At 58.9% G+C, this 26,065-nt stretch carries 40 protein-coding genes and 2 tRNA genes; 10 read left to right on the forward strand and 32 right to left on the reverse strand.

All coding sequences use genetic code 11. From position 1 onward, the window contains the following. Positions 1–18 precede the first annotated feature (18 nt). The 3 genes from K2Q04_RS16310 to K2Q04_RS16320 all read right to left on the reverse strand — a co-directional run bounded on the left by K2Q04_RS16310 (position 19) and on the right by K2Q04_RS16320 (position 2,974). Positions 19–1,086 carry a putative urea ABC transporter substrate-binding protein gene (locus K2Q04_RS16310; RefSeq protein ID WP_291165753.1) on the reverse strand — a complete coding sequence of 356 codons (1,068 nt, stop codon included), beginning with the start codon at positions 1,084–1,086 and terminating at the stop codon, positions 19–21. Then, positions 1,086–1,922: a hypothetical protein gene (locus K2Q04_RS16315; protein ID WP_291165754.1), complete on the reverse strand. Its 837-nt coding sequence runs from the start codon at positions 1,920–1,922 to the stop codon at positions 1,086–1,088. Before K2Q04_RS16315 ends, K2Q04_RS16310 begins: the two co-directional genes overlap by 1 nt. A gap of 86 nt (positions 1,923–2,008) precedes the next feature. Further along, on the reverse strand, positions 2,009–2,974 hold the full coding sequence (locus tag K2Q04_RS16320) for a LysR family transcriptional regulator (RefSeq protein ID WP_291165755.1): 966 nt from the start codon (positions 2,972–2,974) through the stop codon (positions 2,009–2,011). 429 nt (positions 2,975–3,403) lie between these two features. Here K2Q04_RS16320 and K2Q04_RS16325 point away from each other — a divergent pair, with 429 nt between their 5' ends. Beyond that, the gene (locus tag K2Q04_RS16325) at positions 3,404–3,838 is read left to right on the forward strand and encodes a DUF992 domain-containing protein (RefSeq protein WP_291165756.1); all 435 of its coding nucleotides are present in this window, start codon (positions 3,404–3,406) and stop codon (positions 3,836–3,838) included. A 145-nt stretch (positions 3,839–3,983) separates the two neighbouring features. On the opposite strand, the gene K2Q04_RS16330 is transcribed toward K2Q04_RS16325, so the two are convergent. Continuing rightward, positions 3,984–4,172 (reverse strand): hypothetical protein, encoded by a 189-nt coding sequence (locus tag K2Q04_RS16330; protein WP_291165757.1) that lies wholly within the window; start codon positions 4,170–4,172, stop codon positions 3,984–3,986. Between the two features lie 403 nt (positions 4,173–4,575). Here K2Q04_RS16330 and K2Q04_RS16335 point away from each other — a divergent pair. The 4 genes from K2Q04_RS16335 (at position 4,576) to K2Q04_RS16350 (ending at position 7,015) form a co-directional block, all read left to right on the forward strand. Further along, positions 4,576–4,651, forward strand: a tRNA-Pro gene (locus K2Q04_RS16335). Between the two features lie 102 nt (positions 4,652–4,753). Then, positions 4,754–6,109: an RtcB family protein gene (locus tag K2Q04_RS16340; RefSeq protein WP_291165758.1), complete on the forward strand. Its 1,356-nt coding sequence runs from the start codon at positions 4,754–4,756 to the stop codon at positions 6,107–6,109. Positions 6,110–6,250: 141 nt separating this feature from the next. Next, complete coding sequence (locus tag K2Q04_RS16345) at positions 6,251–6,634, forward strand: VOC family protein (protein WP_291165759.1); 384 nt, start codon at positions 6,251–6,253, stop codon at positions 6,632–6,634. A 69-nt stretch (positions 6,635–6,703) separates the two neighbouring features. Then, positions 6,704–7,015, forward strand: a complete 312-nt coding sequence (locus K2Q04_RS16350; protein ID WP_291165760.1) for a hypothetical protein — start codon at positions 6,704–6,706, stop codon at positions 7,013–7,015. 139 nt (positions 7,016–7,154) lie between these two features. Here the strand turns inward: K2Q04_RS16350 and K2Q04_RS16355 are convergent, their stop codons facing one another. Then, positions 7,155–7,514: an SPW repeat protein gene (locus K2Q04_RS16355; RefSeq protein ID WP_291165761.1), complete on the reverse strand. Its 360-nt coding sequence runs from the start codon at positions 7,512–7,514 to the stop codon at positions 7,155–7,157. Positions 7,515–7,881: 367 nt separating this feature from the next. On the opposite strand from K2Q04_RS16355, the gene K2Q04_RS16360 reads away from it, so the two are divergent. The 3 genes from K2Q04_RS16360 to K2Q04_RS16370 all read left to right on the forward strand — a co-directional run bounded on the left by K2Q04_RS16360 (position 7,882) and on the right by K2Q04_RS16370 (position 9,990). After that, positions 7,882–8,712 (forward strand): cytidylate kinase-like family protein, encoded by an 831-nt coding sequence (locus K2Q04_RS16360; protein ID WP_291165762.1) that lies wholly within the window; start codon positions 7,882–7,884, stop codon positions 8,710–8,712. A 49-nt stretch (positions 8,713–8,761) separates the two neighbouring features. Continuing rightward, positions 8,762–9,484 carry an SDR family NAD(P)-dependent oxidoreductase gene (locus K2Q04_RS16365; protein WP_291165763.1) on the forward strand — a complete coding sequence of 241 codons (723 nt, stop codon included), beginning with the start codon at positions 8,762–8,764 and terminating at the stop codon, positions 9,482–9,484. A gap of 71 nt (positions 9,485–9,555) precedes the next feature. Beyond that, positions 9,556–9,990 (forward strand): CBS domain-containing protein, encoded by a 435-nt coding sequence (locus tag K2Q04_RS16370; RefSeq protein WP_291165764.1) that lies wholly within the window; start codon positions 9,556–9,558, stop codon positions 9,988–9,990. 554 nt (positions 9,991–10,544) lie between these two features. Here the strand turns inward: K2Q04_RS16370 and K2Q04_RS16375 are convergent. Then, positions 10,545–10,619, reverse strand: a tRNA-Asn gene (locus K2Q04_RS16375). 378 nt (positions 10,620–10,997) lie between these two features. Here K2Q04_RS16375 and K2Q04_RS16380 point away from each other — a divergent pair. Both K2Q04_RS16380 and K2Q04_RS16385 read left to right on the forward strand, forming a co-directional pair. Beyond that, positions 10,998–11,747, forward strand: coding sequence for a TMEM165/GDT1 family protein (locus tag K2Q04_RS16380; RefSeq protein ID WP_291165765.1), 750 nt, complete (start codon positions 10,998–11,000; stop codon positions 11,745–11,747). Continuing rightward, entirely contained in the window at positions 11,744–11,965 is a 222-nt protein-coding gene (locus K2Q04_RS16385; protein WP_291165766.1) for a hypothetical protein, read from the forward strand. The genes K2Q04_RS16380 and K2Q04_RS16385 overlap by 4 nt, the downstream gene beginning before the upstream one ends. A gap of 165 nt (positions 11,966–12,130) precedes the next feature. Here K2Q04_RS16385 and K2Q04_RS16390 read toward each other — a convergent pair whose 3' ends face one another. From K2Q04_RS16390 to K2Q04_RS16515, 26 genes are all read right to left on the reverse strand, one after another. After that, on the reverse strand, positions 12,131–13,348 hold the full coding sequence (locus K2Q04_RS16390; protein WP_291165767.1) for a site-specific integrase: 1,218 nt from the start codon (positions 13,346–13,348) through the stop codon (positions 12,131–12,133). Between the two features lie 295 nt (positions 13,349–13,643). Further along, positions 13,644–14,048 (reverse strand): hypothetical protein, encoded by a 405-nt coding sequence (locus tag K2Q04_RS16395; protein ID WP_291165768.1) that lies wholly within the window; start codon positions 14,046–14,048, stop codon positions 13,644–13,646. 303 nt (positions 14,049–14,351) lie between these two features. Further along, a complete protein-coding gene (locus tag K2Q04_RS16400; RefSeq protein WP_291165769.1) occupies positions 14,352–15,623 on the reverse strand; it encodes a hypothetical protein in 1,272 nt (423 codons plus the stop codon). Between the two features lie 253 nt (positions 15,624–15,876). Next, positions 15,877–16,077, reverse strand: coding sequence for a DUF2158 domain-containing protein (locus K2Q04_RS16405; protein ID WP_291165770.1), 201 nt, complete (start codon positions 16,075–16,077; stop codon positions 15,877–15,879). Positions 16,078–16,088: 11 nt separating this feature from the next. Continuing rightward, on the reverse strand, positions 16,089–16,385 hold the full coding sequence (locus K2Q04_RS16410; RefSeq protein WP_291165771.1) for a hypothetical protein: 297 nt from the start codon (positions 16,383–16,385) through the stop codon (positions 16,089–16,091). Further along, entirely contained in the window at positions 16,382–16,621 is a 240-nt protein-coding gene (locus tag K2Q04_RS16415; RefSeq protein ID WP_291165772.1) for a hypothetical protein, read from the reverse strand. Before K2Q04_RS16415 ends, K2Q04_RS16410 begins: the two co-directional genes overlap by 4 nt. After that, complete coding sequence (locus K2Q04_RS16420; protein WP_291165773.1) at positions 16,621–16,779, reverse strand: hypothetical protein; 159 nt, start codon at positions 16,777–16,779, stop codon at positions 16,621–16,623. The genes K2Q04_RS16415 and K2Q04_RS16420 overlap by 1 nt, the downstream gene beginning before the upstream one ends. Before the next feature lie 82 nt (positions 16,780–16,861). Continuing rightward, positions 16,862–17,665 (reverse strand): thymidylate synthase, encoded by an 804-nt coding sequence (locus K2Q04_RS16425; RefSeq protein WP_291165774.1) that lies wholly within the window; start codon positions 17,663–17,665, stop codon positions 16,862–16,864. Continuing rightward, positions 17,665–17,919, reverse strand: coding sequence for a hypothetical protein (locus tag K2Q04_RS16430; RefSeq protein ID WP_291165775.1), 255 nt, complete (start codon positions 17,917–17,919; stop codon positions 17,665–17,667). Before K2Q04_RS16430 ends, K2Q04_RS16425 begins: the two co-directional genes overlap by 1 nt. Beyond that, the gene (locus K2Q04_RS16435) at positions 17,919–18,251 is read right to left on the reverse strand and encodes a DUF3310 domain-containing protein (RefSeq protein ID WP_291165776.1); all 333 of its coding nucleotides are present in this window, start codon (positions 18,249–18,251) and stop codon (positions 17,919–17,921) included. The genes K2Q04_RS16430 and K2Q04_RS16435 overlap by 1 nt, the downstream gene beginning before the upstream one ends. Next, positions 18,157–18,480 carry a hypothetical protein gene (locus tag K2Q04_RS16440; protein ID WP_291165777.1) on the reverse strand — a complete coding sequence of 108 codons (324 nt, stop codon included), beginning with the start codon at positions 18,478–18,480 and terminating at the stop codon, positions 18,157–18,159. Before K2Q04_RS16440 ends, K2Q04_RS16435 begins: the two co-directional genes overlap by 95 nt. Beyond that, the gene (locus K2Q04_RS16445; protein ID WP_291165778.1) at positions 18,477–18,791 is read right to left on the reverse strand and encodes a hypothetical protein; all 315 of its coding nucleotides are present in this window, start codon (positions 18,789–18,791) and stop codon (positions 18,477–18,479) included. The genes K2Q04_RS16440 and K2Q04_RS16445 overlap by 4 nt, the downstream gene beginning before the upstream one ends. Beyond that, entirely contained in the window at positions 18,791–19,114 is a 324-nt protein-coding gene (locus K2Q04_RS16450; RefSeq protein ID WP_291165779.1) for a hypothetical protein, read from the reverse strand. Before K2Q04_RS16450 ends, K2Q04_RS16445 begins: the two co-directional genes overlap by 1 nt. Next, the gene (locus K2Q04_RS16455; RefSeq protein ID WP_291165780.1) at positions 19,111–19,386 is read right to left on the reverse strand and encodes a hypothetical protein; all 276 of its coding nucleotides are present in this window, start codon (positions 19,384–19,386) and stop codon (positions 19,111–19,113) included. Before K2Q04_RS16455 ends, K2Q04_RS16450 begins: the two co-directional genes overlap by 4 nt. Beyond that, positions 19,383–20,375 (reverse strand): ATP-binding protein, encoded by a 993-nt coding sequence (locus K2Q04_RS16460; protein ID WP_291165781.1) that lies wholly within the window; start codon positions 20,373–20,375, stop codon positions 19,383–19,385. The genes K2Q04_RS16455 and K2Q04_RS16460 overlap by 4 nt, the downstream gene beginning before the upstream one ends. Beyond that, entirely contained in the window at positions 20,362–20,613 is a 252-nt protein-coding gene (locus tag K2Q04_RS16465; protein WP_291165782.1) for a hypothetical protein, read from the reverse strand. Before K2Q04_RS16465 ends, K2Q04_RS16460 begins: the two co-directional genes overlap by 14 nt. Positions 20,614–20,635: 22 nt before the next feature. Then, on the reverse strand, positions 20,636–21,406 hold the full coding sequence (locus tag K2Q04_RS16470; RefSeq protein ID WP_291165783.1) for a DUF2312 domain-containing protein: 771 nt from the start codon (positions 21,404–21,406) through the stop codon (positions 20,636–20,638). A 128-nt stretch (positions 21,407–21,534) separates the two neighbouring features. Further along, the gene (locus tag K2Q04_RS16475) at positions 21,535–22,734 is read right to left on the reverse strand and encodes a hypothetical protein (RefSeq protein WP_291165784.1); all 1,200 of its coding nucleotides are present in this window, start codon (positions 22,732–22,734) and stop codon (positions 21,535–21,537) included. Beyond that, positions 22,731–22,958 (reverse strand): hypothetical protein, encoded by a 228-nt coding sequence (locus K2Q04_RS16480; RefSeq protein WP_291165785.1) that lies wholly within the window; start codon positions 22,956–22,958, stop codon positions 22,731–22,733. The genes K2Q04_RS16475 and K2Q04_RS16480 overlap by 4 nt, the downstream gene beginning before the upstream one ends. A 10-nt stretch (positions 22,959–22,968) precedes the next feature. Next, positions 22,969–23,439 (reverse strand): hypothetical protein, encoded by a 471-nt coding sequence (locus K2Q04_RS16485; RefSeq protein ID WP_291165786.1) that lies wholly within the window; start codon positions 23,437–23,439, stop codon positions 22,969–22,971. Then, complete coding sequence (locus K2Q04_RS16490; RefSeq protein ID WP_291165787.1) at positions 23,426–23,689, reverse strand: hypothetical protein; 264 nt, start codon at positions 23,687–23,689, stop codon at positions 23,426–23,428. Before K2Q04_RS16490 ends, K2Q04_RS16485 begins: the two co-directional genes overlap by 14 nt. Before the next feature lies 1 nt (position 23,690). Next, positions 23,691–24,188, reverse strand: coding sequence for a hypothetical protein (locus K2Q04_RS16495; protein ID WP_291165788.1), 498 nt, complete (start codon positions 24,186–24,188; stop codon positions 23,691–23,693). A gap of 146 nt (positions 24,189–24,334) precedes the next feature. Further along, a complete protein-coding gene (locus K2Q04_RS16500; RefSeq protein ID WP_291165789.1) occupies positions 24,335–24,580 on the reverse strand; it encodes a hypothetical protein in 246 nt (81 codons plus the stop codon). After that, positions 24,577–24,906: a hypothetical protein gene (locus tag K2Q04_RS16505; RefSeq protein ID WP_291165790.1), complete on the reverse strand. Its 330-nt coding sequence runs from the start codon at positions 24,904–24,906 to the stop codon at positions 24,577–24,579. Before K2Q04_RS16505 ends, K2Q04_RS16500 begins: the two co-directional genes overlap by 4 nt. Positions 24,907–25,024: 118 nt before the next feature. Then, a complete protein-coding gene (locus K2Q04_RS16510) occupies positions 25,025–25,717 on the reverse strand; it encodes an outer membrane beta-barrel protein (RefSeq protein ID WP_291165791.1) in 693 nt (230 codons plus the stop codon). A 25-nt stretch (positions 25,718–25,742) separates the two neighbouring features. Next, the gene (locus K2Q04_RS16515) at positions 25,743–26,060 is read right to left on the reverse strand and encodes a hypothetical protein (protein WP_291165792.1); all 318 of its coding nucleotides are present in this window, start codon (positions 26,058–26,060) and stop codon (positions 25,743–25,745) included. Positions 26,061–26,065: the final 5 nt, after the last annotated feature.

The following is a 26,065-nucleotide window of genomic DNA, read 5'->3' on the forward strand; positions in this document are numbered from 1 at the left end:
GAAACCTGATCGCTGTCCCTAAAGCTTGTTGTCGGCGGCGAGCTGCATGAACGTATCGTCAAGCCGGAGCTTTACGTTCGAGGCGTCGCCGAGCGTCTTCCCTGGAAGCGCGATGCCGATCGCATCCTTGGACTTGGCGCCATTGCCCATGAGCTGATGATCGAAACTGAAGCTGCGGATGAGATCCATCGCTGTCGTCATTTCCGGCGAGCGGATCGACTTCGCGCCAATGGCGGGATCGTAATAGAACGCTGTCGTCTCGATTTGCGAGTTGAGGCTCTCGACCGTCGTTCCAGAGAGGTCGGCCATGAACTTGCGAGCTTCCTTGCTCTTCTCGTCATTGCCATTGATGACGGCGAGCGTCTCGAACCAAGCCCCTGTGAGCGCCTTGCCGAATTCGGGATGGTCGTTCAGGACCTTGGTGTTGACGAGTAGCGCGTCGACAAGTTCGCCGGGCATTTCGGTTGACTGATAGACGATGCTGACATTGGGCTGTTTCTTCAGCTCAATGAAAGCTGGATTCCAAGCAACGACAGCATCAACGTCTGACGTCTGAAAGGCCGCGACAAAGTCCGCGTCTGAAACATTCTGCAGCTTCGCGTCGTCGATATTCATGTGATGCGCCGAGAACGCGCGGGCCAACATGTAATGCGAAATGGAGAATTGGACTAAATTGATCTTCTTGCCCTTGAGATCGGCAAATGTCTTATTCGCACCCTTGAGGACTATCCCGTCATTTCCGTTCGAATAATCGCCCAGGATCGGAATGGTCGTGTCGACACCTCCGGCGGCGGGTATGGTGAGGGCGTCCATCGTTGTCGCAGCGACGGCATCGGCTTTGCCGCCGGTGAATTGATTGATCGACTCGATGTAGTCGTTGACCTGCACCAGCTCGATATTGATGCCGTATTTCTTCGCCCACTTTTGAAGAATGCCGGCATGTTGTGCGTAGGGCCAGGGAAGGTATCCGGTATAAATAGACCACGCGACCTTGAAGGTCGGCTCGGCGCGCGCCGGATGCGCTGAACCGGCAAAAACAAGTACAGACGCGCAAAAGATGAGACGAAGGATCGAACGGATTGTCATCAGGCTCTCCCTGCCATTGATCGAAAAAAGGAAGGCGCCCCTTCGTCGTGTTCCTGCCCTGATGAATTTTGTTGTGGAGTGTCGACTTCGAGGTCGATGATCTTCCAGTTTCGCACTGACGCTTTTCCGGCTCCGGTGATGTCCGCAATCGCGATACTTTCACCGTCGATCGAGAACGATGGCGCGAGATCCGCATTGACGCGGAATGGGAGGCTGGATCGATCGATCAGCCACGAATCGCCACGCACGCGGCCCAACGAGATTTCGCAATCCAGCAGTATCCGCGCTTCTTCAGGCGAGCAGGCACTCACGAGCTCGACGAGCGAACTTCCGTGGGGAAGCGCTATCGCGCGGTTGCGCGCGTACATGAAAACATCGCCGATCTGGACAAGAAATCCTTCGATGCCCTTCAAGTCTTGCATTCGCGCAGCGAAGTGCGGACGAGTGCGTGGCGATGTTTGATGCCAGTGCTCGATGTAGGGAATGTCTCGGCCGCGCTCGACGAGAACGCTGTCGGAAAAACTCAGGTAGCCGGCATCCGCTGTGTCGCTCGCGCACTGATAATCCATCATGCGGCGCCATTCAAAGGCGTCGCCAGCCCTCGCAAACCGGCCCGCGAAGCCCTCTTGCCGCGCCAGCCATTTGAAATGATCGGGCTGCAAGTCATCGAGGCAAGCGACGCCATCAAACGATGGCGGATTGTGCGGTTGCCGCAGATCGGCGAACAGGCTCGGGCCTTGCAGCCATGCGACGAACGTTGTCGTATCTTTTCGACCGTCCGGCCAGGCGATCAGCGAGCGCTCCCACAAGCCGAGCGTATCTTTGACTTCAACCATCTGCGCCCCACGAAAGATAAGGCAGCATGACATCGGTAGGGGATCGTCAGAAGCCGCCGCATATCGATGCGAGCCATAGATGAAATCTATGGCTCGACGTGCCCCGCTTCATATTCCGGAGTCGTCGGCTTCAAATTCGCGTCTGTCATGTCGAGAAGCGCGCGTGCCGGCGCACTAAGCTTTGCGTCGCGCGTGATCAGGAATACATGATACGTCGGCAAAATAGCCGGATCGAGCATCGGCCAAAGTTCGCGGGCCTCGACGGCCTCAGCCGCAACCGCCGTCGGTAGAAAGCCGATCCCGATGCCGATTTGAATAAGACGCTTCACCTCGTACAGCGTCTCCGCAGACGCGCCTGCGCGTTCACCGAGCCCATACCGTTGGCGAAAGTCGGTGAGTTCCGCGGGCTCATCCTTTCCCGTTAGAACGAAAATCTCGTCGGCCAGAATTTCCGGTTCGAATATCCCTTTGCCGAATGCGGGATGTCCTCTGCCACAATAAAGCTGCTGCCATTCACGCGTCAGCGGACGATAGCAAAGCTCCGGACTAGCGACTGCGGCGCAAGCAATTCCGATATCCGCGCTGCCGTCCTTGACCGACAGCACCACATCGCGCCACGGCGCAATATCGAGACGAATCTCAACGTCAGGATTGATTTGATGGAAGGCGACCATCGCCTGGTCGAATTCGGGCGAGACGAGATCTGAAATTACGCGCACGTTTACAAGCCCCTGCAGATTCGCCGAAGTCCTCGCAACTTCGCCGGGGAGGCCCGATATCAAAACCTCGATTTCCTCGGCAGACTTGAGGAAGGAGCGCGCGGCAGGCGTCAACGCGACACCCCTTGCCGTTCTGACAAAAAGCTTGGCTCCGACGTGATCTTCGAGGCGTTTGAGGCCCGCACTTATTGTCGGCTGCTGCTTGTTGAGCGCGCGTGCCGCGGTGCTGATACCGCCGGACCGCACGATGCCGAGGAACAACTTGACGAGGTTCCAATCGAGGTTACGGGCGAAGAGCTGACCGTTCTTTGATACGCGTAGTCCGTCGGCCATGTAGGACAGCTTATCCTGTGCGTTAGCGCATCCGAGCAGCTCGGATCATGTGCGGCCAGATGCTCTCATCGTGGTCGAGCGCCCACGCAGAGTGACGCGAGCAAACGCTCAAGTGAATGCTCCAACTTTTGGCAATTGATGGATCACGTCAAGCTCAATGCTTGTGCAAAGGACGCCTGATTTTCATGCATCAAATCTGCTTCATTGGGTTCGCCGGAAGCTCGAAAATAAATTCGGGATTTAATTCGGCGTGGCTATTTCATTCGTGTGCACCATAGCTGCGGTAAGCGCTTCCGGAACGTCGCTATCATTAACGCTCAAGCCGCAGCGAAACAAAAAGAGAGATCAGACTCGATTCTTGGGAACGACGACGTGCCGGGGCCGTTGACCGACCATCACCCAAGGAGAGGACAAATGAAAACCGCGATAATGCTGGCGCTGTCGCTTTCAATCGGCACAACCGCGGGCTTGGCAGCGGCCTCGAAGCTGGAGCATGTCGGTGATTTGATCTGTACCGTTGGCGACCAAACCCCAAAAGCCGGCATGATCTGCGTCTTCCGGAACAAGAACACGGGTCTGGAAGAAACCTATCAAGGCAGTCTATCCAATGCAGGCGGCGCAAAGTCAGTAACGCCCAAACGCACTTTGCTTTGGTCCGTAAATGCAAAGCCTACGGTCGAACTCAAGCCGGGCGTCCTTGCACAGCGTTATGAAGCGCCAGAGAGCGAGCAGAACAACGCAAAGTCTGTCGAAGGAGAAGTGAAGCCGGGCGTGTCTCTGAGTTTGATTACGGATAAGAACGACGATCTGTCGGCGCTGGCGACGCTTAGCATGGAGCTGAAACTTATTTCCGCGCCGACTTGAGGCCGCAATTTATGCATGGCCGCCGTCGCAATGGGCCACGTTGATAATCACCGTATAGCGGTCGCGATGTCCGCTCTCAATCGAAAGCGGACGCAGTCGACCCACGTGATAAGCGAAGGGCACACTCAAGGTTCGCTCTTGAAGTTCATCTGACGAGAAAGAAATACATTCCCAGCAGGAGTACCGCCATGAATGCTAGGAACATTCTCGCGATCCGCAGCGCGCTTTGGTAGAAGCGCACATGCTCGTCAAAGTCTTGGGTGTCGGGAAAATGACCCGTAGCACCACGCCGCTCACCCTCACGTTGCAAAATACCCAGAGCAGAATCAGCCATGAAATCACCTCCCAAAAAATTGGTCTGAATTTTCCGTGCCGTTTCGCGCAGGTGAAGGCTAGGAGTTCACAGGGCGGAGTAAGCAAGTTCAGATTTGGGAAATATGAATTTCGGCAGTGCAGTGAGCAATGTCTTCGCCCCGTCTCTGATGGCGAGATTGCCAGTTTCCGGGTCGTTATTCAATGCACTCAGTAGACGCTCGAAAGAAAAACTCAGACCAAGATCTCGCACGCGTTGTGCGCGTCATGGGTCGATCGATATCGCAGGTCGTTCGGAAAAAATAAAAAGTCCGGTTGCGAAATTCTTTGAACTAGTTTATCCGCTCACGCCATGAATCGCCGACCCATACATCCGACGAGTAGACCGGCACGCTACCAAGCGTGATCGGTTAATTGCGTTTCGTCGGGATGTAGCTCAGGGCGTAGAGCATCCGGTTTGGGACCGGAGGGTCGCAGGTTCAAATCCTGTCATCCCGACCAATTGCTTCCGTAACTCCAACTGTGGAACAGCCGTTTTGTACGAGCTGTTTGCGCGTTCGAGTCATGCCGGAAGCCCACTTTTTTGATCGTGGAGACCTTCGTATGACTGAGAGAGCAGATCCTTATAAGGCCCGAGCGCGAGAGCTTGCCATCGCAGCAGGTTATGCGGACCCCGACATCAAAGTCGATCGCGGCCCAGAGCTGAAGCCGTGGCCCGCATGGTGCGCCTTTCGCAAGGCTGCGCGCGATGAACAGTTGGCACGCGAAGCTGCCGACGCAGCGAAGTCGATTGCAAATCTTCGCCCTCAGGACGCCAAGTATCGTGATGCGCCGATGCGGATCATCGGCACGCATGATGATGCGACGGTCGCTCAGATGACCAACTGTATGAGCGTCGGTAACGTCGTCGCCGGCGTCGTCTGCGCTGATGGCCATCTTGGCTATGCCCAACCGGTGGGTGGTGTTATCGCCTACGAAAAGCAAATTTCGATCTCGGGTGTCGGTTTCGACATCGGGTGCGGAAACATGGCAGTTCGTCTCGATACGCCCTTTGCGGCGATTGAGGACAAGATTGGCGACATCGCTCGGGATATTGCGAAGGTGATCTCGTTTGGCGTCGGTCGCACCAATGCAGATCGCGTTGAACATGATCTTTTCGACGATGGCGACGCGTGGAAGACGTCGGATATGGGTGCGTATCGGCAGAAGGCTGTTGCTCAACTTGGCACGGTCGGGTCGGGAAACCACTATGTCGATCTTTTGCGCGACGAAGACGGCTTCGTTTGGATTGGCGTTCACTTCGGCTCGCGCGGCCTCGGCCACACGAGCGCGACGCGCTACCTGAAGGCCGCTGGCGGACAGGATGGCATCAACGTGCCACCCGCGATCGTCGACGAAGATTCCGAGCTCGGGACGCGCTACATCGCGGCCATGGAACTCGCGGGCCGGTATTCGTACGCAGGCCGGGAGTGGGTCGTTGAGCGCGTGCGTCAGATCATCGGCGGCCACGTCACCGATCTCGTTCACAACCATCACAATTATGCTTGGCGCGAGACGCACGACGGCAAGGATCTCTGGGTTGTCCGCAAGGGCGCCACCCCGGCGTTCCCCGGCCAGCGCGGCTTTGTCGGTGGCTCGATGGGTGATGATGCCGTAATCCTCGAAGGCATCGACAGCTCCGAAGCAAAGGCGTCGCTTTACTCCACGGTCCATGGCGCCGGACGCGTCTTCGGGCGCAAGGAAGCAAAACGGCGGTTTTCGCGTCAGCAAATGGATGAATGGTTGCGGTCGCGCGGTGTCACGCTCGTCGGAGCCGATTTGGACGAGAGCCCGATGGCCTATCGCCGGTTGGATGAGGTGCTTGCGCATCACACCGATAGCGTCCGCGTGCTGCACAGGCTCACACCGTTCGTCGTCGTCATGGCCGGAGACGGCGAGTTTGATCCGTGGAAAGATTAGAAGCGAAAAGCCCTCGGCGCTTCGGCGCCGGGGCTCGATTGCAGGCCCGCAGGGCGTCGCCGTGCTCGCAACCACTGGCGATTGAAACGGACTACCTCCGCGCCCAGATGACTCTCGTCGCCTGCCGAAGGAGCCCCCGTGATGGCTGCTCAATTCAATCACACCATCGTCTGGTCTTCGAACCAGGGAGCCTCAGCCAAGTTTCTGGCCGAGATGCTGGGGCGACCGGCGCCGACCCGCTTCGGCCGCTTCGACGTCGTCGAGCTAGACAATGGCGTCTCGCTCGACTTTGCCGACGCCGAGGACCCGATCCGGCCACAGCACTACGCCTTCCTGATTGGCGAAGCTGACTTCGACGCTGTCTTTGACCGCATCAAGGATCGCGGCCTCGACTACTGGGCCGATCCAAGGGGCAATCGGACCGGCGAGATCAACAACAACGATGGCGGACGCGGCGTCTATTTCCGCGATCCGGACGGTCACGTCCTCGAAGTGCTCACGCGGCCTTACGGCAGCGGTGGCTGAGCGAAGGGGGCCAACCGCATCGGCTATGACGCCGATATCAACGCAATCACTTTCCAAGTTCGCGGTGCAATGTTGAGCAAACGCAGCTGCGAGAAAGCCCGGCTGACCAAAGGCCGGGTGCCGGGTATCTTTCCAGCGTTACTCGTTTCTTTGCGTCGTCGCCGCGATGCGTGGCGAATTGGAGGAGTTTTCATGCTGGGTAAAATGTTGGTCGTCGCCGGTGCGTTAAGCGTGCTGGTCGTATCCGCTGGTCCAATCGTGGCGAAGGAGAAAGCGAAGAAAACACCGGCCAAGCCACATATCTATTCGCAAGTGGAATGCACAGGCATGAAAAAAATGCATTGGGATGATGCAACGCAGACGTGCCAGAAAAACAAGTGACAGGTCGGCAGCGGAGTAGTCCGTGCCGCATAAATTTTTTAAACGCGCCTCATGTTTCCAGAGGCGCGTTGTCTCCGTTCAGCAGGAGAGGCATCCACGGGGTTGGCTCGCGAACAGGCCGCTCCCTCGTTCTCTGATGTCAGGCACTCAAATGCCCGGAGGCGTGTTCGTTCGCCGACCACAGTGACAGCACAATCGCGGCGATGCCGATCACGACGCTCGTTCGCGTCGCTGTTGCATTGCCGCTGAAGCCTAACACCCATGGTGCTATGATCAGCCAAGCGCCCAAGACGGCACTGATCCATTCCTCCCAAACGCGAAAGGCAAACAAAGCCGCTAGAGCTAGCAACGCGATAACAGCCCCGACGATGTGTGCATTCAGTGCAGCGTTGGTGTCCGCTGCATAGTTTAGCGCCCAAGGCGAGATGAACAGTGCTATTCCGAGCAGGACGTTGACCGAGTCCTGCCAGTCGTTTGTGATGTTTTGCCTTGTATCCATTGCCAACTCCTCTGGTTGACGTCGCGAGTCCCACCAGGGGAATTCGCGTCTTTGTATTTGAAGTAATTGGCCGTCTAACGCCTTCAAGGACACGGCAGCCGGAACCGCAAAATTTGATCGATCGCGCCGGCGTTACCGCACTGCAATACGCTCGCTATGTACGATGCGGTCTACTCGGGTGAGGTGTCAGTAACCTTGTCAAAGACACTCCGTACGCGTTGCGATGGAGGAAACAACGGCCTAAAATTTCCCCGATTGGATTCATTGGGCGGCGAGCGCGAGCTCTAAGTACCCGTAATGCTGTTTGGGAGGCCGTTGGGTCGACCAGGCACATCCTCCGGCACGCGATGCCGCAAAGGAGGATACAATGGCTGTCATTGCCATGACGCGCGAAATGGCGACGCGCGGAAGTGAAGTTTCTGTGAGCCTCGCAAAGCGATTGGGGCTTTCTATTGTTCACCATGAGATCGTCGAGCACGACATCGCCGAACGAGCCGGCATGCCGGAAAGCGAGGTGCATCGATTTCTCGAAGGCGAGACATCGTTGCTGGAGCGGTGGACTCTCGATCGCAAGCGAATGTCCCGGTATACGGCTCAAGAGATTTTGGAGCTGGCGCTAAAGGGAAACGTGCTGATCAGGGGCTGGGGCGCCACTTATCTCCTGAAATCCGTTCCGCATGTCATTTGCGTACGTATCTGCGCGCCGATGCTATTTCGCGAAAGAGTGCTCATCGAGCGGCTCGGCGTTGGTATCGCCGAAAGCGCACGGCGTGAAATCGAGCGCAGCGATGCTGCTCACAACGGAACAATGCAAAAGCTTTTTGGCATCGACTGGGAGGATCCGTCGCTCTATGCGATCGTGCTCAATACCGAACGGGTCCCGGTGGAAGACTGCGTCGAACATATCGTTCGCCTGGCAGAGAGTTCTGCATTTCAGGAGACCGCGCGATCTCGCAATATCCTAATGGACCAGGTTATCCTGTTTCGCGCGCGGGCCGCCATGGATCGACAGTTCGGCACCAAGTCCGTTCAAAATTGCTTTGACGTGCATGTTTTCAGCGGCAAGGTGCTGCTCACGGGAGCAACGATGGATGAACAGATGATCGTCGATGCGGTGCGTTTACTGCAAGGCGTCGAAGGTGTGACAACGGTCGAGAGCAGGGTTGCCCACGTTGCTTTCGTTCCGCATGCCGACTGACAGCTGATCTGCTGGCCGAGCAAGAAACATAACGTCAAAGGAGATGGCCATGGCGAGCAGGTTGGACGGCAAATTTGCTCTTGTCACCGGGGTTAGTAAGAACGGACAGATTGGGTTTGCCGCATGCCAAGCGCTTGCTGACCTTGGCGCGAGTCTCGCAATCGCGGCCCGCAATCGAACTAATGTCGAGGCACGGGCGGCCGAGCTAGGCTCAGGTGGTACTCGCGTTCTGGCGCTGGCCGCAGATCTCACCAACGAGCAAGAAGTGAACGAGGCGATCGATCAGATGATCCGGGAGTACGGTCGCATCGATATTCTGGTGAACTTGGCGGGTGGTCTCACGCGTTACAAGCCGGCTGTGGAGCACTCCTTGGATGACTGGCAGTATGAGATGAACAACAATCTTTTGTCGTCATTCTTGTGCTCGCGAGCCGCCTTTTTGCGCATGCGGGATAGCGGGGGCGGAACCATCATCAACTTCGCGCGTGCCGGGCTGCCGCAGGCCAATATGGTCGCCTACAATTGCGCCAAGGCGGGCATCGAGGCGCTTACAAGAACGCTCGCACTCGAAGGCCGTGACGTTGATATCCGGGTCAACGCTGTGGCGCCAGGACTCGTAGATACGGAATCCAACATCGCCGCAATGAAGCCCAAAGACCTTAAGCATTGGGCGAAACGCGGTGATGTTGCCCAAGCCGTGGTGTTTCTGGCGAGTGACGCATCCGCCGGAGTGACAGGACAAGTCCTGGCAGTCACTGGATGGGGCATTTGAGCCGCCGTAACGGCTGCAGTTTTTGAGATACCCGTTGTCGGTTGCCGCAAGATGTCGAGAGGTGACGCACGATGGCAACCGTTCGCGATGTGCTCGATCAGAAAGGGCGCGGAGTCTATCATATTCATCCAGATGCTTCCGTGCTGGCCGCACTCGAGATGATGGCGGAACATCAGATTGGCGCGTTAGTTGTCATCGACGGTGGCGATCTCACAGGGATCATCACCGAACGAGACTACGCTCGAAAGATTGTGTTGAAGGGACGGACCTCTCCTCGGACGCTGGTACGGGAGATCATGGCGACGACCGTCATCTGCACCCGGCTGGATCAAACCGTCGAGGAGTGCATGGCTATCATGACCGCGAAGGCCGTTCGCCATCTCCCCGTCCTTGAGCACGCGACGGTTATCGGATTGGTTTCGATCGGCGATCTGGTCAAAAGCGTCATTGCAGATCAAAAGTTCATTATCGAGCAGCTCGAACTTTACATTAAAGGCGGCCGCTGAAACGACGAGCGGGTGCGCAAGGGAGGCGGCCCGATCGGCAGCCGTCACGTAAATGCGGGCCGATGTCGAGCCGAAGGCATACCGGCCGGTTCGTCGGAAGCGTGTGGTGCGTGTGGGAGAGCCGAGATGCAAATCGAAGAAACAAAAGGTCGGTTTGGGTTTCACTTTTCAGCAGGCGATGACGACGCCCATCCGGCAGCGGCTTTCGTCCAAATCTATGTGAAATCCAGCGCCATGAGCCGTGTGGCTGACCTACCCATTTCTCCGCATATGAGGACGGCAGCCGAGATTGATCGTTTTGTCGACGATGCGATATTGGCTCTGGAAGCGGTCCGAAACGATGCGAAAAGTGCGCTCGCGACGAGCCCGCCGTGACAGGGATCCGGTTCGGATCATTGGCAGTCGATCGATGGACCCGTTCGAAGTTTGTGCTTCACCGGGCCAAAAATCCTCTCGCTTTCGAACGCTTGGTGGCGCTGGCGCAATCTTAGACGAGGAGAGGGAGAGCGCTTCAGGAATGAAGCCTTAACTGGCGGCCCGTCAGTACGAGCTATTGGCTCCGCGGGTAGGATTCGAACCTACGACCATCCGATTAACAGTCGGACGCTCTACCACTGAGCTACCGCGGAATGCCGAGAAGCGCCCCGCATAGCAGAACGTATCCGCGCTGGCGAGGCCTCAAGGCTATTTTCTTTAGTGCCTTCAACGGCGCCAAGCGGCGACAAGAGGAAGCACATAGGTGGAAGGCGACGACCAAGCGGAAAGTAGTGGCACGCGCTGGTCTTCAGTCCATCCGACTGGGCGGGTTGGTAGCCTTCTTTGATGGGGTGCGCAAGGGGCGAACGACGCATCCAAAGGGAATTCACGAGCGAACTCCGCGACCTGCGCAACTTTGCCTGCGACAGCTCGACGGGTGGCTTTCATGCTAGGATCGTTCGCGCACCGAGGCGGGCCAACGGCAGATGCTCGCCGGCATCCGGGGCCACTAGTGATGGAATGCTTTTTCGATGAGTAGTTTCTCGATTGTCTGGCCCGCGGTCGCCACGGCCTTTCTAGCCTCGCTGGTGGAAGCGGTTGAAGCCTTCACCATCGTCCTCGCGGCCAGCACGTTCCAAGGTTGGCGTCCTGCAATACTCGGGTCCGTCGCAGGATTGGCAACGCTTGCGGCCATCGTGATCGCGCTGGGACCGGTGCTCAGCGTCTTTCCCATTCACGCGCTGCAGTTCGTGATCGGTGTGCTGCTTCTATTGTTCGGCATGCGATGGTTGAGGAAGGCTATCCTGCGTGCCGCGGGCATCATCCCGCTGCACGACGAAGCCATCGCCTTCACCAAGGAAACATCACTCATTCGCGACGAAGCCGCGCGCCAAAAATCCCGGCTCGATTGGATTGCGGGCGTGACGTCGTTCAAGGCGGTCTTGCTCGAAGGTCTCGAGGTCGTTTTCATCGTCATCGCGGTCGGCTCGGTCCGTGACATGCTTTGGCCGGCGAGCGTCGGCGCGTTGGCAGCCTGCGGCCTCGTCCTTCTGATCGGGCTCGCCGTTCACAAGCCGCTGTCGCGCGTGCCCGAGAACGCGCTGAAATTCGGCGTCGGAGTCATGCTGTCGGCGTTCGGCGTGTTTTGGACGGGAGAAGGGCTCGGCATCGCGTGGCCCGGAGAAGATCTGGTGATCGTCGAATTCGTGGCCGTGTTTTTGATCACCGGCCTTGCGCTCGCGGCAGTGCTCCGACGCGCAACAGGAAGGGTTTCCCAATGAAGACGATCGGCGAAATTTTCCGCAGCCTCATCGGCCTTTTCCTGGACGACGAATTCCTCGCCATCGCAATCCTCGGCGTCGTTGCGTTAACGGCCTTCCTGGCCATCGGGCTTGAAATCCAGCCGAGGTGGGCAGGGTCATTCCTGCTGATCGCAATCGTTCTGGTTCTGGTTGGAAGCGTGTTGCGAACGGCCTGGAACAACGCGCGGCGCGACTGATCCGCGAATTGCGGTCGAGCAGCGATGAAACCGCCAGTTTCCGTCAGGAGACAGCACGTCCCCGTCCGTTGAAACTTATCAATTTTCTATGAAGATTTTTGGAGGCCACGCCCGGAATTGAACCGGGGTACGCGGATTTGCAGTTCGTTTCGGTAAAAAGCATAACTATTTGCTTTTTAACGATTTTTTGTGTTTTTCAGAACGCCCCTGTCGGACATTTTGTCGGACATTTGAAAGGCGATCGCCAGCGGGTACGGCCACCTTGGCCTCAGCTGGGGCGGCCAAGCGCACCTTGCGACGGCCGCCGTTGGTCGGAATATGCACGGCCTCGCTCTGGGCGAGGCGTTGATGCAACGCATCCTTGGCGAGGAAAGCATAGCAGCGTTCGGTGACCTTGACGGACGAATGCCCAAGCCACTTGGCGACCTCCTCCATGGGCATCTTGCGATCCTGCAGCAGGCGGCAGCCGCAGGTGCGGCGGAGATCATGCCACTCAAGGTGGTTGGTGATGTTCGAGCGCTGGGCGGCGACCTGCAGGCCTTCCCAGAACGTGCTGCTGTTGGGCGAGAAGCGCTCGCCGAGCTGGGTTGTGAAAACGTACGGGGAGTTGCGCCGGGCAGCCCAGAGGCGCTTCAGGATGGCCAGGGAGCGGTCCTGCAGGGGCACGAAGCGGGCGCGACGGCCTTTGGCCACCTCCGCCCGTACATGCACCTCACGGGCCTTGAAATCGACATCCGTCCATTCCAGCGCGCACTGCTCCTCTTTCCGTAGCCCGGTGTCGATCGCCACCGCAATCGCATCGTGAACGCCAGGGCGGCAGTTGTTGAGGATGAGGAACTCTTCATCGTGCGTCAGATAGCGCTCGCGCGGCGCCCCGTTCTTGAGGCCGGCCTTGGAGCGGGCCTTGATGAATTCGGTGACCGGATTGACGAGCGTCCATTTCCACTGGACGGCATAACCGAAGAGGACGCTAAGGCAGGCGAGGTCGCGCCGGATGGTGGAATTGGTGACCTCATCCTCCTCGCGCCGGTGAACCTCGAACTCCATCAGCTTGGCGCTGTCGATCTTGCGGATCTCGAGGCCGTCGAAGACGGCGAGGAGGTTGTCGAGGGAGCAGAGGTAGCGCTTGGCGGATTTGGGCTTCAGCGTCGGGAAATGCTCGCGCCCGAACCGCAGGACGGCGGCATTGAAGGAATGACTTTGAATTTCGCCCCAGTTGCTGGCCTCGAGCTCCTCTAGGAGCTTGTCACGACGCTTTTGAGCTGTTCGATAATCTCGCGTCTCGAGAGGCCGCTGAATCTTTTTGCCCTTGACCCTCTTCTCGAACCAGTAATGGTCGCCCCTTTTGTAGATATAGGCTGAAGGACGAGGCTTGTGTGGCATGGTGTGAGCTCTTTCTGGCGCTCTGCCCACCAGGGGAAGAACGACTCGCTCGCGACCACGTAATAGACCCGCTCCCCGATTTTCAGTTGTCGAGCGCCGGGGATTTTGCCGTTCGCGATCTGCTGCTGCCAGAATCGCTTACTGAAGGGCGTCAGTTTGGCAAGCTCCGCTGGCCGCAGATCTCGGCCCGCACGTTCGGGGTTTGGCTCATACATATCCATGGCGGAGCTCTGAAAGTTAAAAATCCTGAAACTTTTCGCGGCCAAAAAGGTCCAGGCACAAAGTCTAGCAGGACTTAACTTTTGGATCTAGCCTCAACCGCAGCTTGTCCCTCGGGCGTATGCTTCAGGACCCGGTTCCAGCGGCTGACGACGGCATTTTTCGTGAACGGCTGGTGAAAGCGGCGGCGCAGGTTCTTGGCGATGCGGGAGCCAGCCATCCGGCCATAGTTGCGGATGACGTAGGCGTCGGCCTCGGGGCTCCAGGTCAGCCGGGAGGTGCCGCCGTAAAGGCGCTTGTGCGCGGCCTTGAGGGCGGCGGCGACCGTTTGGCGTTCCCAGTAGAGCAGGCGGTTTTCGCTGCCGTCATCGTAGCTGAGGACAACGACGACGCGGGCCTTGGCGATGTGATCGAGCTTGAGCGGCCGGCCTTGGCCGTAGCGGCGGCTATCGAAAAAGGAAACCTTTTCATGCCGACCCATGTCGTCCTCGAAGCTTCAGAAAAAAGCCCGCCCGAGCTTCCTGACCGGTGGCTCGGGCGGGCAAATCAAGACCCCTAAAGAACAGGTCATCTTGCGGGTCCTGAATTTCGAGCCTTCAGGTGCTAGGGAGCGTCCGTCTGTTGCTCGAAATGGAAAAGTGGGGCTACTGACCTTTGACCCGCCCCGAGGCCATTCTTTCCTGTGTCAGCTCAGTTTCGAGGGATCGGACGGTTCCCCTCTCTTGCACTCGTCACCCTCCACGTCGCGCGCCGCTTCATCGGATGCCGTCCCGTGCCCAAGCTCTTAGAACTGGATCTTCAGGCCGCCCATGAAGAAGTCGGCATTCGATCCAGCAATGTCGTAGCGGCGATAGTCGACGTAGAGATCGGCCGCTGCTCCATCGAGATGCTGGACGGCAGCGAAGCCCCAATATTTGAGACCAAGGTCGATGTTGCCGAAATCGCTGTCGGCGTATTCGGCAAAGACCGTGGTGGCGCCAACCGGCAACCACTGCTCTTCCGCACCCGCCTGCACCGTCCAGGCCGTGATGTCGCCGATGGCGTCACCGGTGACGCCCCCGAGATCGAGCTTGCCGGCGGCGCCGTTGACGAAGAGGCCGGAGGCAACGTGCTTGATCGAGGCCGAACCCGAGAGGATCTTGGGATCAACGTACTGCGTGCCGGAGAAGGACACCGAGCCGAGGTTGCCGAACGGCGTCAGGGCGATGCCGTTGCGATAACCGATGCCAGCGAGGGCCTGGAAGCCGTTGAATTCGCCCTTCCAGCGCAGTGCGACGTCCCAGATGTCGCCGGTCGACCGATACTCAAGGCCGCCGGCAGCATAGGACGCTGACAGAACGGCGCCGAACATCGTGGGCGAGTCGTAGCGGACGAGGTTGGCGCGGCCGCCGTCGAAGATGTCGAGGGCGTCAGCGAAGTCGCCGCCGACGAGCGGCCTGAGGCTCAGCATGCGGGCCGCGACTTGCGTATTGGCGACAGAGAGTTCGGCGACGCCGTCGGTCGCTTGTCCGGCGAGACCAACGGTGACCTTACCGAATTGATCGCTGTCGACGTAGCCATACGAACGGCGTGTGTAGACGCCGTTGCCCGTCCCATAGGCGAACGGCGAGTTGAGCTCATCGCCCATGGCGATCTCGAGCACGTATCCGGCCTTAAGATGCGGCATGACGACGGCTTCGCCCTTGACGCCGATAAGCGTCTCGGCATTGGAGTTCTGTCCGACCGCCCAATTGCCGGAAAAGCCATCACCGGAAATATGCATGATGGCTTCATCGACGACGCCGAAAACCGTCAGCGAGATTTTACGGTTGCCCTTGCGCGCCGCCGTGGCTTCGAGTTCGGCTACGCGCTCTTCGAGATCGGCGCAGCAATCGCTACCGACGCCTTTGTCGGCAGCAAGGGCCTTGCTGGGTCCGATGACGGAGCCGCCATCGAAGATAAACGCGGCGGCCGCGAGGCCGGCAATAATGACGGCACGGCGGAAACCACCGGTGCCTTCGTTAAAGCTTCTGAGACTTCCGTGTCGCCCAGTGGGCGAGCCAAGCGTGCCTTCCATGAGGGCTTCCTTTGCGTTTCGTTTTTGAGGGCAGAGGACAAATACGCTTACGCAACAAGGCCTTCTCTGGAAGGCGATACGCACCGCACCGGAATTTTAGCGGCCGATCCGGGGCTCTCTGGGCCCCACGGTGACTTTCGTCAGCGTCGTGATAAATACGACCGCCGAAAACGAACGCAAGCAATAAGTCTAGGCGTGCTTGACTTTCCACACACGTTCGTTGCCGTTCCGTCACAATTTTAGCCGCTCGGCGCTACTGCGTGCCGGTGAACTTCGTAATGCACGGCAGCGGGAAGCAGTGCGCGTGCCCTTCCCCGTTACTACCGATCCACGAGCACCAGGCCTGATCGCAGTCGCTATCTTCGTTCGGCGGCTCAATGCCGATAATGGTCATCGGTGGACCGCCGGAATTCAAGACCACAAGGCCGCCAATTTCGGCGTCTTCCTTCTGCATGGCGTTTCCTTTCAGAATGGCGAGTCGGGAAGATTGGTGTTGAAAACGACGTTGACGTTGGTTTCGGCTTTGGCGAGACCAGCATCGTTGGCGGTCGTGAGGCGCGCGATCGTGGCCTCGAGCTGGCGATAGGCGTCGCGCGCAATCTTGACATCGCCCATCGTCAGTTGCCGGCGCGCCATCGGCGACCCCATGGTGATGACCATGGATGGCGGCGTATGATCGGCCATCGTGCCGGCAAAATCGTGGAACGGCCGCAGGGCCGTCAGTGCCACTTCGATGTCGGCGACCAGGGCGGGATCGATCACGCCGTCGTCTCCGATTTCTGCTTGGCCTCAATATCGTCTTTGAGCATGAACATGGCCGCCCGGTTGGCGGACGCCAGCTTTTTGATCAAAGACTCGATATGTACCGCGCCGAGAGTGAGCGTGAGGCCGTAGCTGTTTTCACTGCCAAAGCGTAGCTTGACGAGGCCCGGCTGCGCCGAGATCTCGACGATCTCGTCGAGCGACTTGCCTTCGATCGTTTCCTTGTGCTGCCACATCAACGCGCGCCTCCGAAAACGTCGATGTCCATGGCAGCCACCGATTTGCATCCGAGCGCCTCCCTGGCGGCGTCGACATTGTCAGCCATGGACCGGGTGCGAATGAGCAGTTCCTGCAGCTGGTAAAACTTACCGGTCTCCCGATCGCGAAAGCTCATGCCGAATTGCGAGGGGCGTCGCGCGCGATGCACTTCAGCTGCTTGGCCACCGCAACGAGCAAATCCGTTTCATCATCCAGCGTCATACGGCCACCGGCGCCTTGATCGCCGGGTGCGGCAGGTAACCCTCGATGAAGATGTCCTTGGCCGTGAAGTCGAAGATCGATGTGACGTGCGGGTTGAGCATGAGCTTCGGCAGCGGCCGGGGCTCGCGGTAGAGCTGCTGCTTCACCTGCTCGAGGTGATTGAGATAGATGTGGACGTCACCGAAGGTATGGATGAATTCGCCGGGCTTCAGACCCGTGACATGCGCCACCATGTGCGTCAGCAGCGCGTAGGAGGCGATGTTGAACGGCACGCCGAGGAACACGTCCGCCGAGCGTTGATAGAGCTGGCAGGACAGGCGCCCCTCGGCGACGTAGAACTGGAACAGGCAGTGGCACGGCGCCAGCCGCATATAGGGGAGATCAGCGACGTTCCAGGCCGAAACGACGAGTCGGCGCGAGTTGGGATTTTTCTTGATCTCGGCGATGACATCGCCGATCTGGTCGATTGGATGCTCGCGGCCAGCGTCGACCGCCATCCACGAGCGCCATTGCTCGCCATAGATCGGGCCGAGATTGCCGTGTTCGTCGGCCCATTCGTCCCAGATCGTGACGCCGTTGTCGTTCAGATATTTGACGTTGGTGTCACCGGCGAGGAACCACAAGAGTTCGTGTACGACCGATGGCCAGTGGATGCGCTTCGTCGTCACCAGCGGAAAGCCTTGTGCGAGATCGAAGCGCATCTGGTGGCCGAAGACGGAGAGAGTCCCCGTGCCGGTGCGATCGCCTTTCTGGGTGCCCTCAAGGCTGATGCGGGAGAGGAGTTCGAGATATTGCTGCATCAGGCGGCCTCCTCCGTGACTTCAACGCCAATGTCGCGCAGCTCCTGGAGGACGTTTTCGTAGTCCGCCTTGAGCAACGCCAAGTACTCGTCGAACGCCGGACCCCGCTCGCGATAGTAGCCGACGCCGGCGCAGACGATGTGCACATACGCTGGGTGAGGGCGATTGCTGCTGATCATATCGAGCACGTAGGCGAGCTCTTTGCGGCGGCGAATAAGCTCTCCGGCGCGTTCGTAGTTCTCTGGTTTGAGCATTACGCGATCCCCTTTCGCTGCTTGTACCCGGTCAGATAATTGCCGTACCAGGCGGCCTTCTTTTCATCCTCAAGGCCGTTCTTGGCGCGAGCGCGGGCCTGGTACTTGATGATGTTGCCCCGGCAGAAGCCGATGAATTCTTCCGGCGTCATCCACTGCTCGAGCACCTTGATCACTTCATAGGGATTGTCGCCGCCGCCGTAGTGCGCCGGGTTGTTGACGGCTTCCTTGACAGGCTTACGTGTGACGGCGTCGAACTCCTCCTCGAGGCCGGATGGAATGTTCGGACTGTCTTCGAGGCGCTGTGGCAGTGCAGTTGTTAGCGACGGCATTGTTTCCCTCCATTTCCGTCAGTTCGATAAGCTTCCTGACCGCCACGATCTCAACGGCCTCGAGATCGCGCGGCGTCATCATGCGGTCCCGGCGCTTGATGGCATCGCGGATGGTATGGATGCCGATCGGTCCGATGAGGTGAGCGCGGGATTTGGCGATCAGCTCCTCTGCGATGGCGATGCCGAGCTCTCGAAGGCCCGGTTCGAGAGCGTAGGCGGCTCGGATCATGCAACGTCCTTGGCATTGGCTTGGGCCTCGAATTCACATCCGGGGCAAACGTGGTGCGTGGTGCCTCCGAACTCGAATTTGGCGGAGCGCGGGTCTCTGGCGTCGAAGAGCCGGCCGCAGTCCGATATCGAACAACTTTCGAGATGGTCGAGATCGGTGAAGATCTCCTCGGCGGCGCGCAGGGCGGGGCGCAGGTGATCGTCGATGATGATGCCAAGATAGCCGCGCTCGGCGATCGTGCGCGGCCGCTTCTGCAACCTGTCGCGGCGATATTTGCCATTGAGGAGGGCGCCGGAAGATTTGCCAGCCATCAGTCCGGCGCCTTCTTCAGGGGATGATCGTACGCGCGTCGCGCGAGCTCAAAGACTTGCCCAGCGTATTCGGGATCGTGAGGCAGCGCTTCGTTGGCGTAGGCGTTGAGCGCTTGCTCCGCATAGCGATCTTTCAGCTTGATCAGAAAGAATTCGTCCTTCTCGCCGACGGCGCTCTCAAGGAGCACGGCATGCTTTTTCAACACGTCGAGCGCCAGTTTGACGTCCCAGAAGCTCAGCGGGTCGAGCTCTTTCATGACACGGCGCATATTGATGGCTCCGTACTTGCCGATGCCGCTTTCGCCGTAGCGATCGAGCCTCATGCCGCCTCCGTCGCCATCTTCGGCGCAATGGTGACCTCGCCAAAGAGCAGTCCCGGGAAACTTCCGACATTGTACCGAGCTTCACAGGTCTCGTTGGAACAGAGCACGTTGATCGTCGCTCCGCCTTCTGGCCCAGCAAGCAGCTCGGCGTCACAGAACAGGCATTTGCCTGTCTCTTGGATCTGGCGCACGTATGTCTCGTCGAGCAGTCCGACGATTGGTGGCGGCCGTTGCGGCTTGCGATTGAACGGCCAAAAGCGAAACAAGGTCATGCAGCCTCCTCTTTCGGGTAGCGGTTCGGCGGCCACTTCATCGTCGACAGATTGGAAATGTTGATGGCGGCCTTGCTGTCGTTGATCCAGAGCGCCGGCCGGTCCATTTCTGGCGGCGGCTCGATCGCGTCCTTGACGGTTCGAAAGGCGAAAACCGGGTCGGCGGCGGCGCGTGACTTGCCGTCGGAAAGGACGATCGTCCGCTTCATGCCTTCCATCAGCTGACGTAGCAGCGACGGTGACGCCCCGGCGGTCAGCTCGGTCAGCGTTTCGACCTCGCTATCGGCAAGATCGAACGGGTAGGCGTAGCGCTTGATGATTGCGAAGCGCTCGTTTTCGCTGGGCAGATCGATATTGATCTGCAGCGAAAACCGCCGCCACAACGCGCTGTCGATGGCAGCCTTGCGATTGGTGGCGCCAAACAGCACACCATGGAAACGCTCGACCCGGCGCAACAACACGTTGAGCGAGGCGGCGCGCTCCTGATCGGCGCCCGAGCCTTCGGTGCGCTTCGAGCCGAGGCTGTCGATCTCATCCATCAACACCACGACTTGCGCGACGCCGTTTTCATCGATGCAGTCGTCGAGGGCGTCGAACAACCGGCCGATGTTTTTGCCGGTCGCGCCGAGATACATATCGATGATGCTCTCGCTCTTCACCGCCACGAGCGGCAGCCCGAGACGCGCCGCAAAGTGATGCGCAAACGTCGTTTTGCCGGTGCCCGGGGGGCCGTAGAGGAGGGCGGTGTTACGCGGCTTGAGACCAACGTCCGCCAGCTTGTCGCTGTTGCGGATCTCGATCAGCCAGTGATGGAGCGCGGCGCGCGCTCCCGGCGCCAGGATCGGCTCCTCGCAGTCTTCCGGCTCATGGATGAAGGCATAGTCGCGTAGCACCGCCATCGCCGTCTGCAATTTGTCGTCGCGGCGCTTTCGAGGTTCGGCGCCCGAGAGCTTGCGCGCTTGGCCAAGCAGACCGTTATTTCTGGACATTTGCCACCCGCTGCTCAAGCCAACGAGACGCGCCGATGAAAGCAACGAGCAAGGACACAGCGACGCCGCCGGATATCACCGCCGCCATCCCCCAGCCAAGGTCGTAATCGAGCCAGGCCGCCACCTCTGTCAGAGGTCCCATCAGCGCAACAGTGATGGAGAGGAGGCCGAACGCAGTGACAGAAACCGCCGCCGCGACCCATAACCCCCACACCAAACTTTTGAGAAAAGCTTTCACTGATCAGGCTCCCGCTCTCAATTTATGGATGCGCCTCTGGGCCACCTTCATCTTCCGGCGGCGGCATGAAATCGGGCTGGTGGACGCCATCCGAATTTTCGTCCTCGTCCTTCGGCTTCTTGACCTTGTCGTCCTTGCGGCGCAGGAACCACGGCACCTCCATGCCGTCCTCGGAACCCGCTTCCGACATCCAGCCCTCTTCCCAGGAGGCACGCTCCTTGGACGCCGGCGGATAGGTGTTCTCGGTGATCTTCTTGCCGGCACGCTGATCGGCGCGGCCTTTTTCGAAGGCGGCCTTGAGATCGTCTGGCAAAGGACCTTTCGGAACATCATCAATGACGTCCTCGAGGCTGTCATCTTCGGGCGGCATCGGCGCGCCACCCTTCATCGGCTTTTTCTTCGGCGACGCCGGCGATCGTGTTTTCGACTGCTTGAGCTGCTCCTTCTCTTCGTCGAGCTCCTCCATCATCTTCTTGATGGCGGCGTTGCCGAGCGGCGTGCCCCCGAGGTCGCCGATGCGGGCCAGATAGAGATCGATCTTGGCGGCGTAGTCTTCGCGTTCCTCCGGCGTCATCTTGCGGAGCTTAATGACGGCACGGACGATCTTCGGCTCGTAGCCGGCAGCCGTCAGCTCCTGGTAGATGGAGGTCTTGAACTTGGCGAGATCGGCCTGCTCTTCTTCGACCTTCTCGATGCGCTGAATGTAGGACTTGAGGTGAGCAGCGGCCTGGGCGCCCGGGTCCTTGCTTTCGAGTTCGTCCGGCTTGCTATTGAAGCCACCCGCACCGTCCATTACTCCCCCAAAGGTCCCGGCCTGAAACACGGCTCAGGGACAGCTGACGCGCACGCGGCCGCCCGACTGAGGAACGGCCACGTGTTAAGTACGGCTTAACTTTCGAATGGTCAAGCAAGGCTAGACTTTTAATTCACAGCTGCGATGGCATGAGCCTGACCATTAGCTTCGTGGCTCTCGGTCGTCGTCTCGAGCAGCCGCTTGGCAACATCAGGGGCCGCTTCGATTTTGTTGAGCAACGTCGCGATGCGGCCCTCGAGATTGGCGGCGGCATCGAGCACGTTCTTGGTGAAGAACGACAAGTCCTTCTTGAGTGCGTGCAATTCGCGGACGATGTCGCGGCGCGACGAGTCGGCCACACTTGGTCCAAAAAATTCTTCGCGCCGCGCCGCGACTTCCTCGACCTTAACATTGAACCGCTTGGCGATCTTCTCGTCGCTCTCGCCAGCCGCGTAGCCGGTGTCGGCATCGATGTAGGCCTTGTCGATGGCGCGGTGGATCCTACGCCAGAGCGCCGTGTAGCGGAGCTCGGCCTGCCTCTCTTCTTCCAAGAAATCTTCGCGGGCGCGGTGTGCCTGCATGTTGATCGCCACGACTTTTTCGCTCAACGACTGACGGCCGACCGGAATACTGGTCAGCGGCATATGCGATGGCGTCATCGTCACCGGGGCCGCCATGTGCGGGGCGGGCAAAGCCTCGGTCGGCTGGCAAAGCTCCATCTTTTCAGGCGGCTTGCCGTCCATGATCGAAACGCACGATGGACAGACGTCTTCGGTTCGCGTCCGGCCGATAAGCCAGCCCTTGCCACGGAAATTCATCGTCAGGATCCAGAGCGACGGTGGCGTTGCCTTGCGCGAGTGGATGACGGCGCTCTCCGGGCAAAGGCAACATTGCACCCGGCTGACCGCCTGCAGCGCACCAGACTTTCCCGGCTCGATCGTCATCGGGAATGGTTCTGAATTTTTGATACTGCGGCGCTTCTTCTCCTCTACCGGCTCAGCGGCGGTTTCAGCGTCATCGAGGTCGAGGAGATTATCCTCCGAAGGCGTTGCGAGCACGGTCCTCAGTGGCGCCAGGGCCGCAAACGGATTGCCGTCGCTCTCGACCTTAACCATGTGTTCGCTGGTATGGCGAATACCGGCTTGCGTTTCGGCTCGGCGGATTTCGGATTTGAACCTTAATAGCTCTTCGGTGTGATTGGAGCCGGTCGTTTTAACGGGTCGCGCGATTTGTGGATGCGTGAACCGATAGCCGAATTTTTTGTCCGGTTCGCCCATCCAGCCCCGCTCCTCGGCGAAACGATGCATTTCCCGCAAGTTGCTATTCATTCCTTGGTCTCCTCTGTTTTGGCCCCTCTGGCCCTTCCCATCACTGCTATGAAATTGTGGACCAACGCTCCTAAGCTGACGCCGATCGTCAGCCCGAAGACCATTGTCGGCAACATTGGCACGCTGGCGAGCTCGTGCCGGCCATGGACGAGCAGGACGACCTGCAGGATCGTCAATGCCAAGAATGCCAGCGCCCAAAGGCCGTGGTCGCGACGACTCATCATGGCGCAACTCCTATCGATCAAGGGCGCGATAGATCGCGTCGTTTTGGAAAGACTTCGCCTGGCTGGCGAGAATTTGCTCGGCGATATAGGCGGCAACGTCATCGCGAATGGCCCGCCAGAAGATCTGCATCCGTTGATAGCTTGCCATCTTCACCCACTCGGGCGAGCGCTGCTGCCAAGGCTTGAAGGTGGTCCTGACCCGATGCTGCCGACCATTGAGGTCGAATGCGACAACGGCATTGAGGTCCTGCATGACCGGCTCAAGGAAGATCACCAGTTCGGCTTTGAGATCGTTGACCTCGAAGGGGCCGCGAAAGACCACCTTCTCGAGGATTTTCTCCTCCATCTCCTTGAGGAGCTTCACGCTCTCATCCGTCGGCGCCCGCTGGATCGTCACGTCGATATTGCGATCGACGTATTCGGTGCGCGTGCCGGAGCCAGTGAGCATACTTAGTGCCAGAAGATCATCAGTCGTCAGCATGGCGCTCCTGCTTGGGTTTCTTCTTGCGTTTACTGGCGACCGGGCGGTCAGCCACGCTATCGGCGTGGGCGCGTAGCGCCGCTCGTTTGTCGGGATCTGTCTCGATCTCGGGATAGCTGAAGGTGTGGGGAACATCGTTGCGCCACACCGAGCAGCCCGTCTCGTAGAGACCGACGTTGATGAAGCCATCGCCCTCCAAGAGAGCGATCAACGACGTCGACCGGCGCTTATGAGCCTCGGGCGAACTCAACTCACCCTCCGTTGAGGAAGTAGGTGGCGGGCCTAGGGCCGGCGGCCTGGTTGACGATGACGAGTTCGCCGCTCTCGACCAAGCTGTCGATGTAGCGGGCGGTGGCGCCGTGCGAAATGCCGATGACTTTGGCGAGTTTTTCGATGGAGATAACAACTTCGCCCTTCTTGTCGGCGAGCTGCATCATCTTCGACAGCATGCGCTGAATGGCTTTTTGCCGGGCCTTCTCGCGGTCCGTGAGGATGACCTTATCGTTGCCGGAACCATTGACGGCACGAGGACTGGGAAGGATCGGAAAGCGATGCGATTTCGAAGGACCGTCGTCGATTTCAATAGCCGTGCCGTCGATCACGCCCTCTTTGGCATTTTCAAATTCGACGTAGCGGCGGGCTTTGTCGTGATCGCCGAACTCGGCGATGAATTCGTAGATCTTGCCGACGCCTGAGTATTCAAACACCCAGCTTTTATCGTCGTCCGTGGTGAGCCTGAAGAACGGCATGATGCCCTCACTGAAAAGAGGGCCCGCGAAAGGTGACTGGTACAAGAGTTCACGGGCACGAGACTTCTATTACGCTTACAAAGTTAAGCTAACCGATACTTTATCGAAATAGTGGGAGTGGCAACCCACAAATTGATGCTTATCCACTAACCCCTGAGGCCATTGCCGACCTGCAGGCTAACCTCATCGTCCGTGCTCGGACCAAAACGCACCTCTTCCGTCGCGATATCGATGCTCTGGAGAAGCTCGCGCTTGATGGTGACGCGGCCGCCGACAGTCTTGAGAACGGCAATCAACAGGCGCCAAGCTTCATCGCGGGCGAGTTCGTCGCGCTTCAGCGTGTCGTCTAAATCGAAATTGGCCGTGACGGCATCGTTGGCATCATCAGTCATTGGCTGTCCCTCAAGAGCTGATGCAGGGTTTCGACGGTGAGACGCGGCTTGGTGGTGAAGCGCACCTTGCCATTCTCTTCGACAGGGATGACTTCGCCCCAGGGCAGGTACTGACCATCGACGGCGATGAAGCATCCCGTCGACCACGTCCATTGCGTGTCGACATTCATGATGCGGCCGGCTTCGCTGCAGCCTCTACCGCTGAAGAACCACTGGTAAGAGCCGACCAGGCCAACGATGAAAACGATGGCGCAGATGATCATGCCGAGAAACCACAGCAAGAAGCCGAGAAAGCTGTCGTCGACGTCGTAACGATGTGAATACATGTCGCCTCCAAAAGCGCTCGGGCTTGGTGCAGGCCTCCCGGCCGCGAAGAAGAGAGTGCGTTTTACCCCGTCGCTGCTCGCCAGGCGCAGCTCGCCTCTCTCCACCCGCACCAAGGTCTCAGAAATGATAATTGATACCGAATTTCACGGTGTCGACGTTGAGATCGGTCGTGTTGTGGAACTTGTAGCCGGCCGGCGTTGGATCATCGGCGACGAGCGACGTTTGATAGGCGTCCTGGTCGCCGAAATCGAAGTGTAGATATTCGGCCTTGATCGAGAGGCTCTCCGTCAGCGCATACTCGATGCCGCCGCCGGCAACCCAGCCGGTGAACGTGTCGGTGCCTGTCGGTGCGTAACCTGGGTTCGTCGTCGCCTGGCTGGCTTCGCCGCTATAAAACGCCAAGCCGCCTTTGCCGTAGACGAGGGCGCGACCAAGGGCAATGCCGGCGCGGCCGGTGATGTCACCGTAGGCGCCGCCGTCGAGTGTCAGATCCTGGTGATGGTCGGCATGCGTCGAGCCGATGATCCCCGAGCCCGCGACGTCCATGTAACCGATATCGCCTTCGATACCGAGCACAACGCGATCGAGTTGCAGATTGTAACCGAGCGTGCCGCCGGCCAGAACGCCATCGGGCGAATAGCCGAACGGTCCCGGATTGACGCCATCCTTTGCATTGTCGGTGACGGTGGCATCGCCCCAGCCATAGCCGACGCTGGCGCCCCCATAAAGTCCAGTCCAATGATACTCTTGAGACATAGCTGTAGAGCTAGCGGCCATGACGATGGCCGCCGCGATAAGAAGTGCTCGCATAACTTTCTTCCTCCTCCGTTAAACGCTAGTGCAGGCGCTCCCCCGATGCGGGCTGATTGAGAGCCTGCACCTCCTGCACGCCGAGCGCGGCCGCATGCAGAAATTCCTGTGCCAAGGCGACGTCCTGCGTTGCCAGAAAATCGACGACGATCGGCAGCAGGGCGTTCGCCATGTAGTCGGCATCGTCGATACGCAAGATGGTGTCGCCGTATTCGTCCTCGCCGAGCGATTGCCCAAGCCCGTTGTCGATCATGTGCCGAGCGATCAGCTTGCACATTTCGCACTTCAGACAATCGCAACGCGACTTCTCGATCTTTGCGGGCTCGGATTGGGTGGTTGGCATGCTCG

The sequence above is a fragment of the Hyphomicrobium sp. genome (genome assembly GCF_019753045.1).
GTDB lineage: Bacteria > Pseudomonadota > Alphaproteobacteria > Rhizobiales > Hyphomicrobiaceae > Hyphomicrobium_B.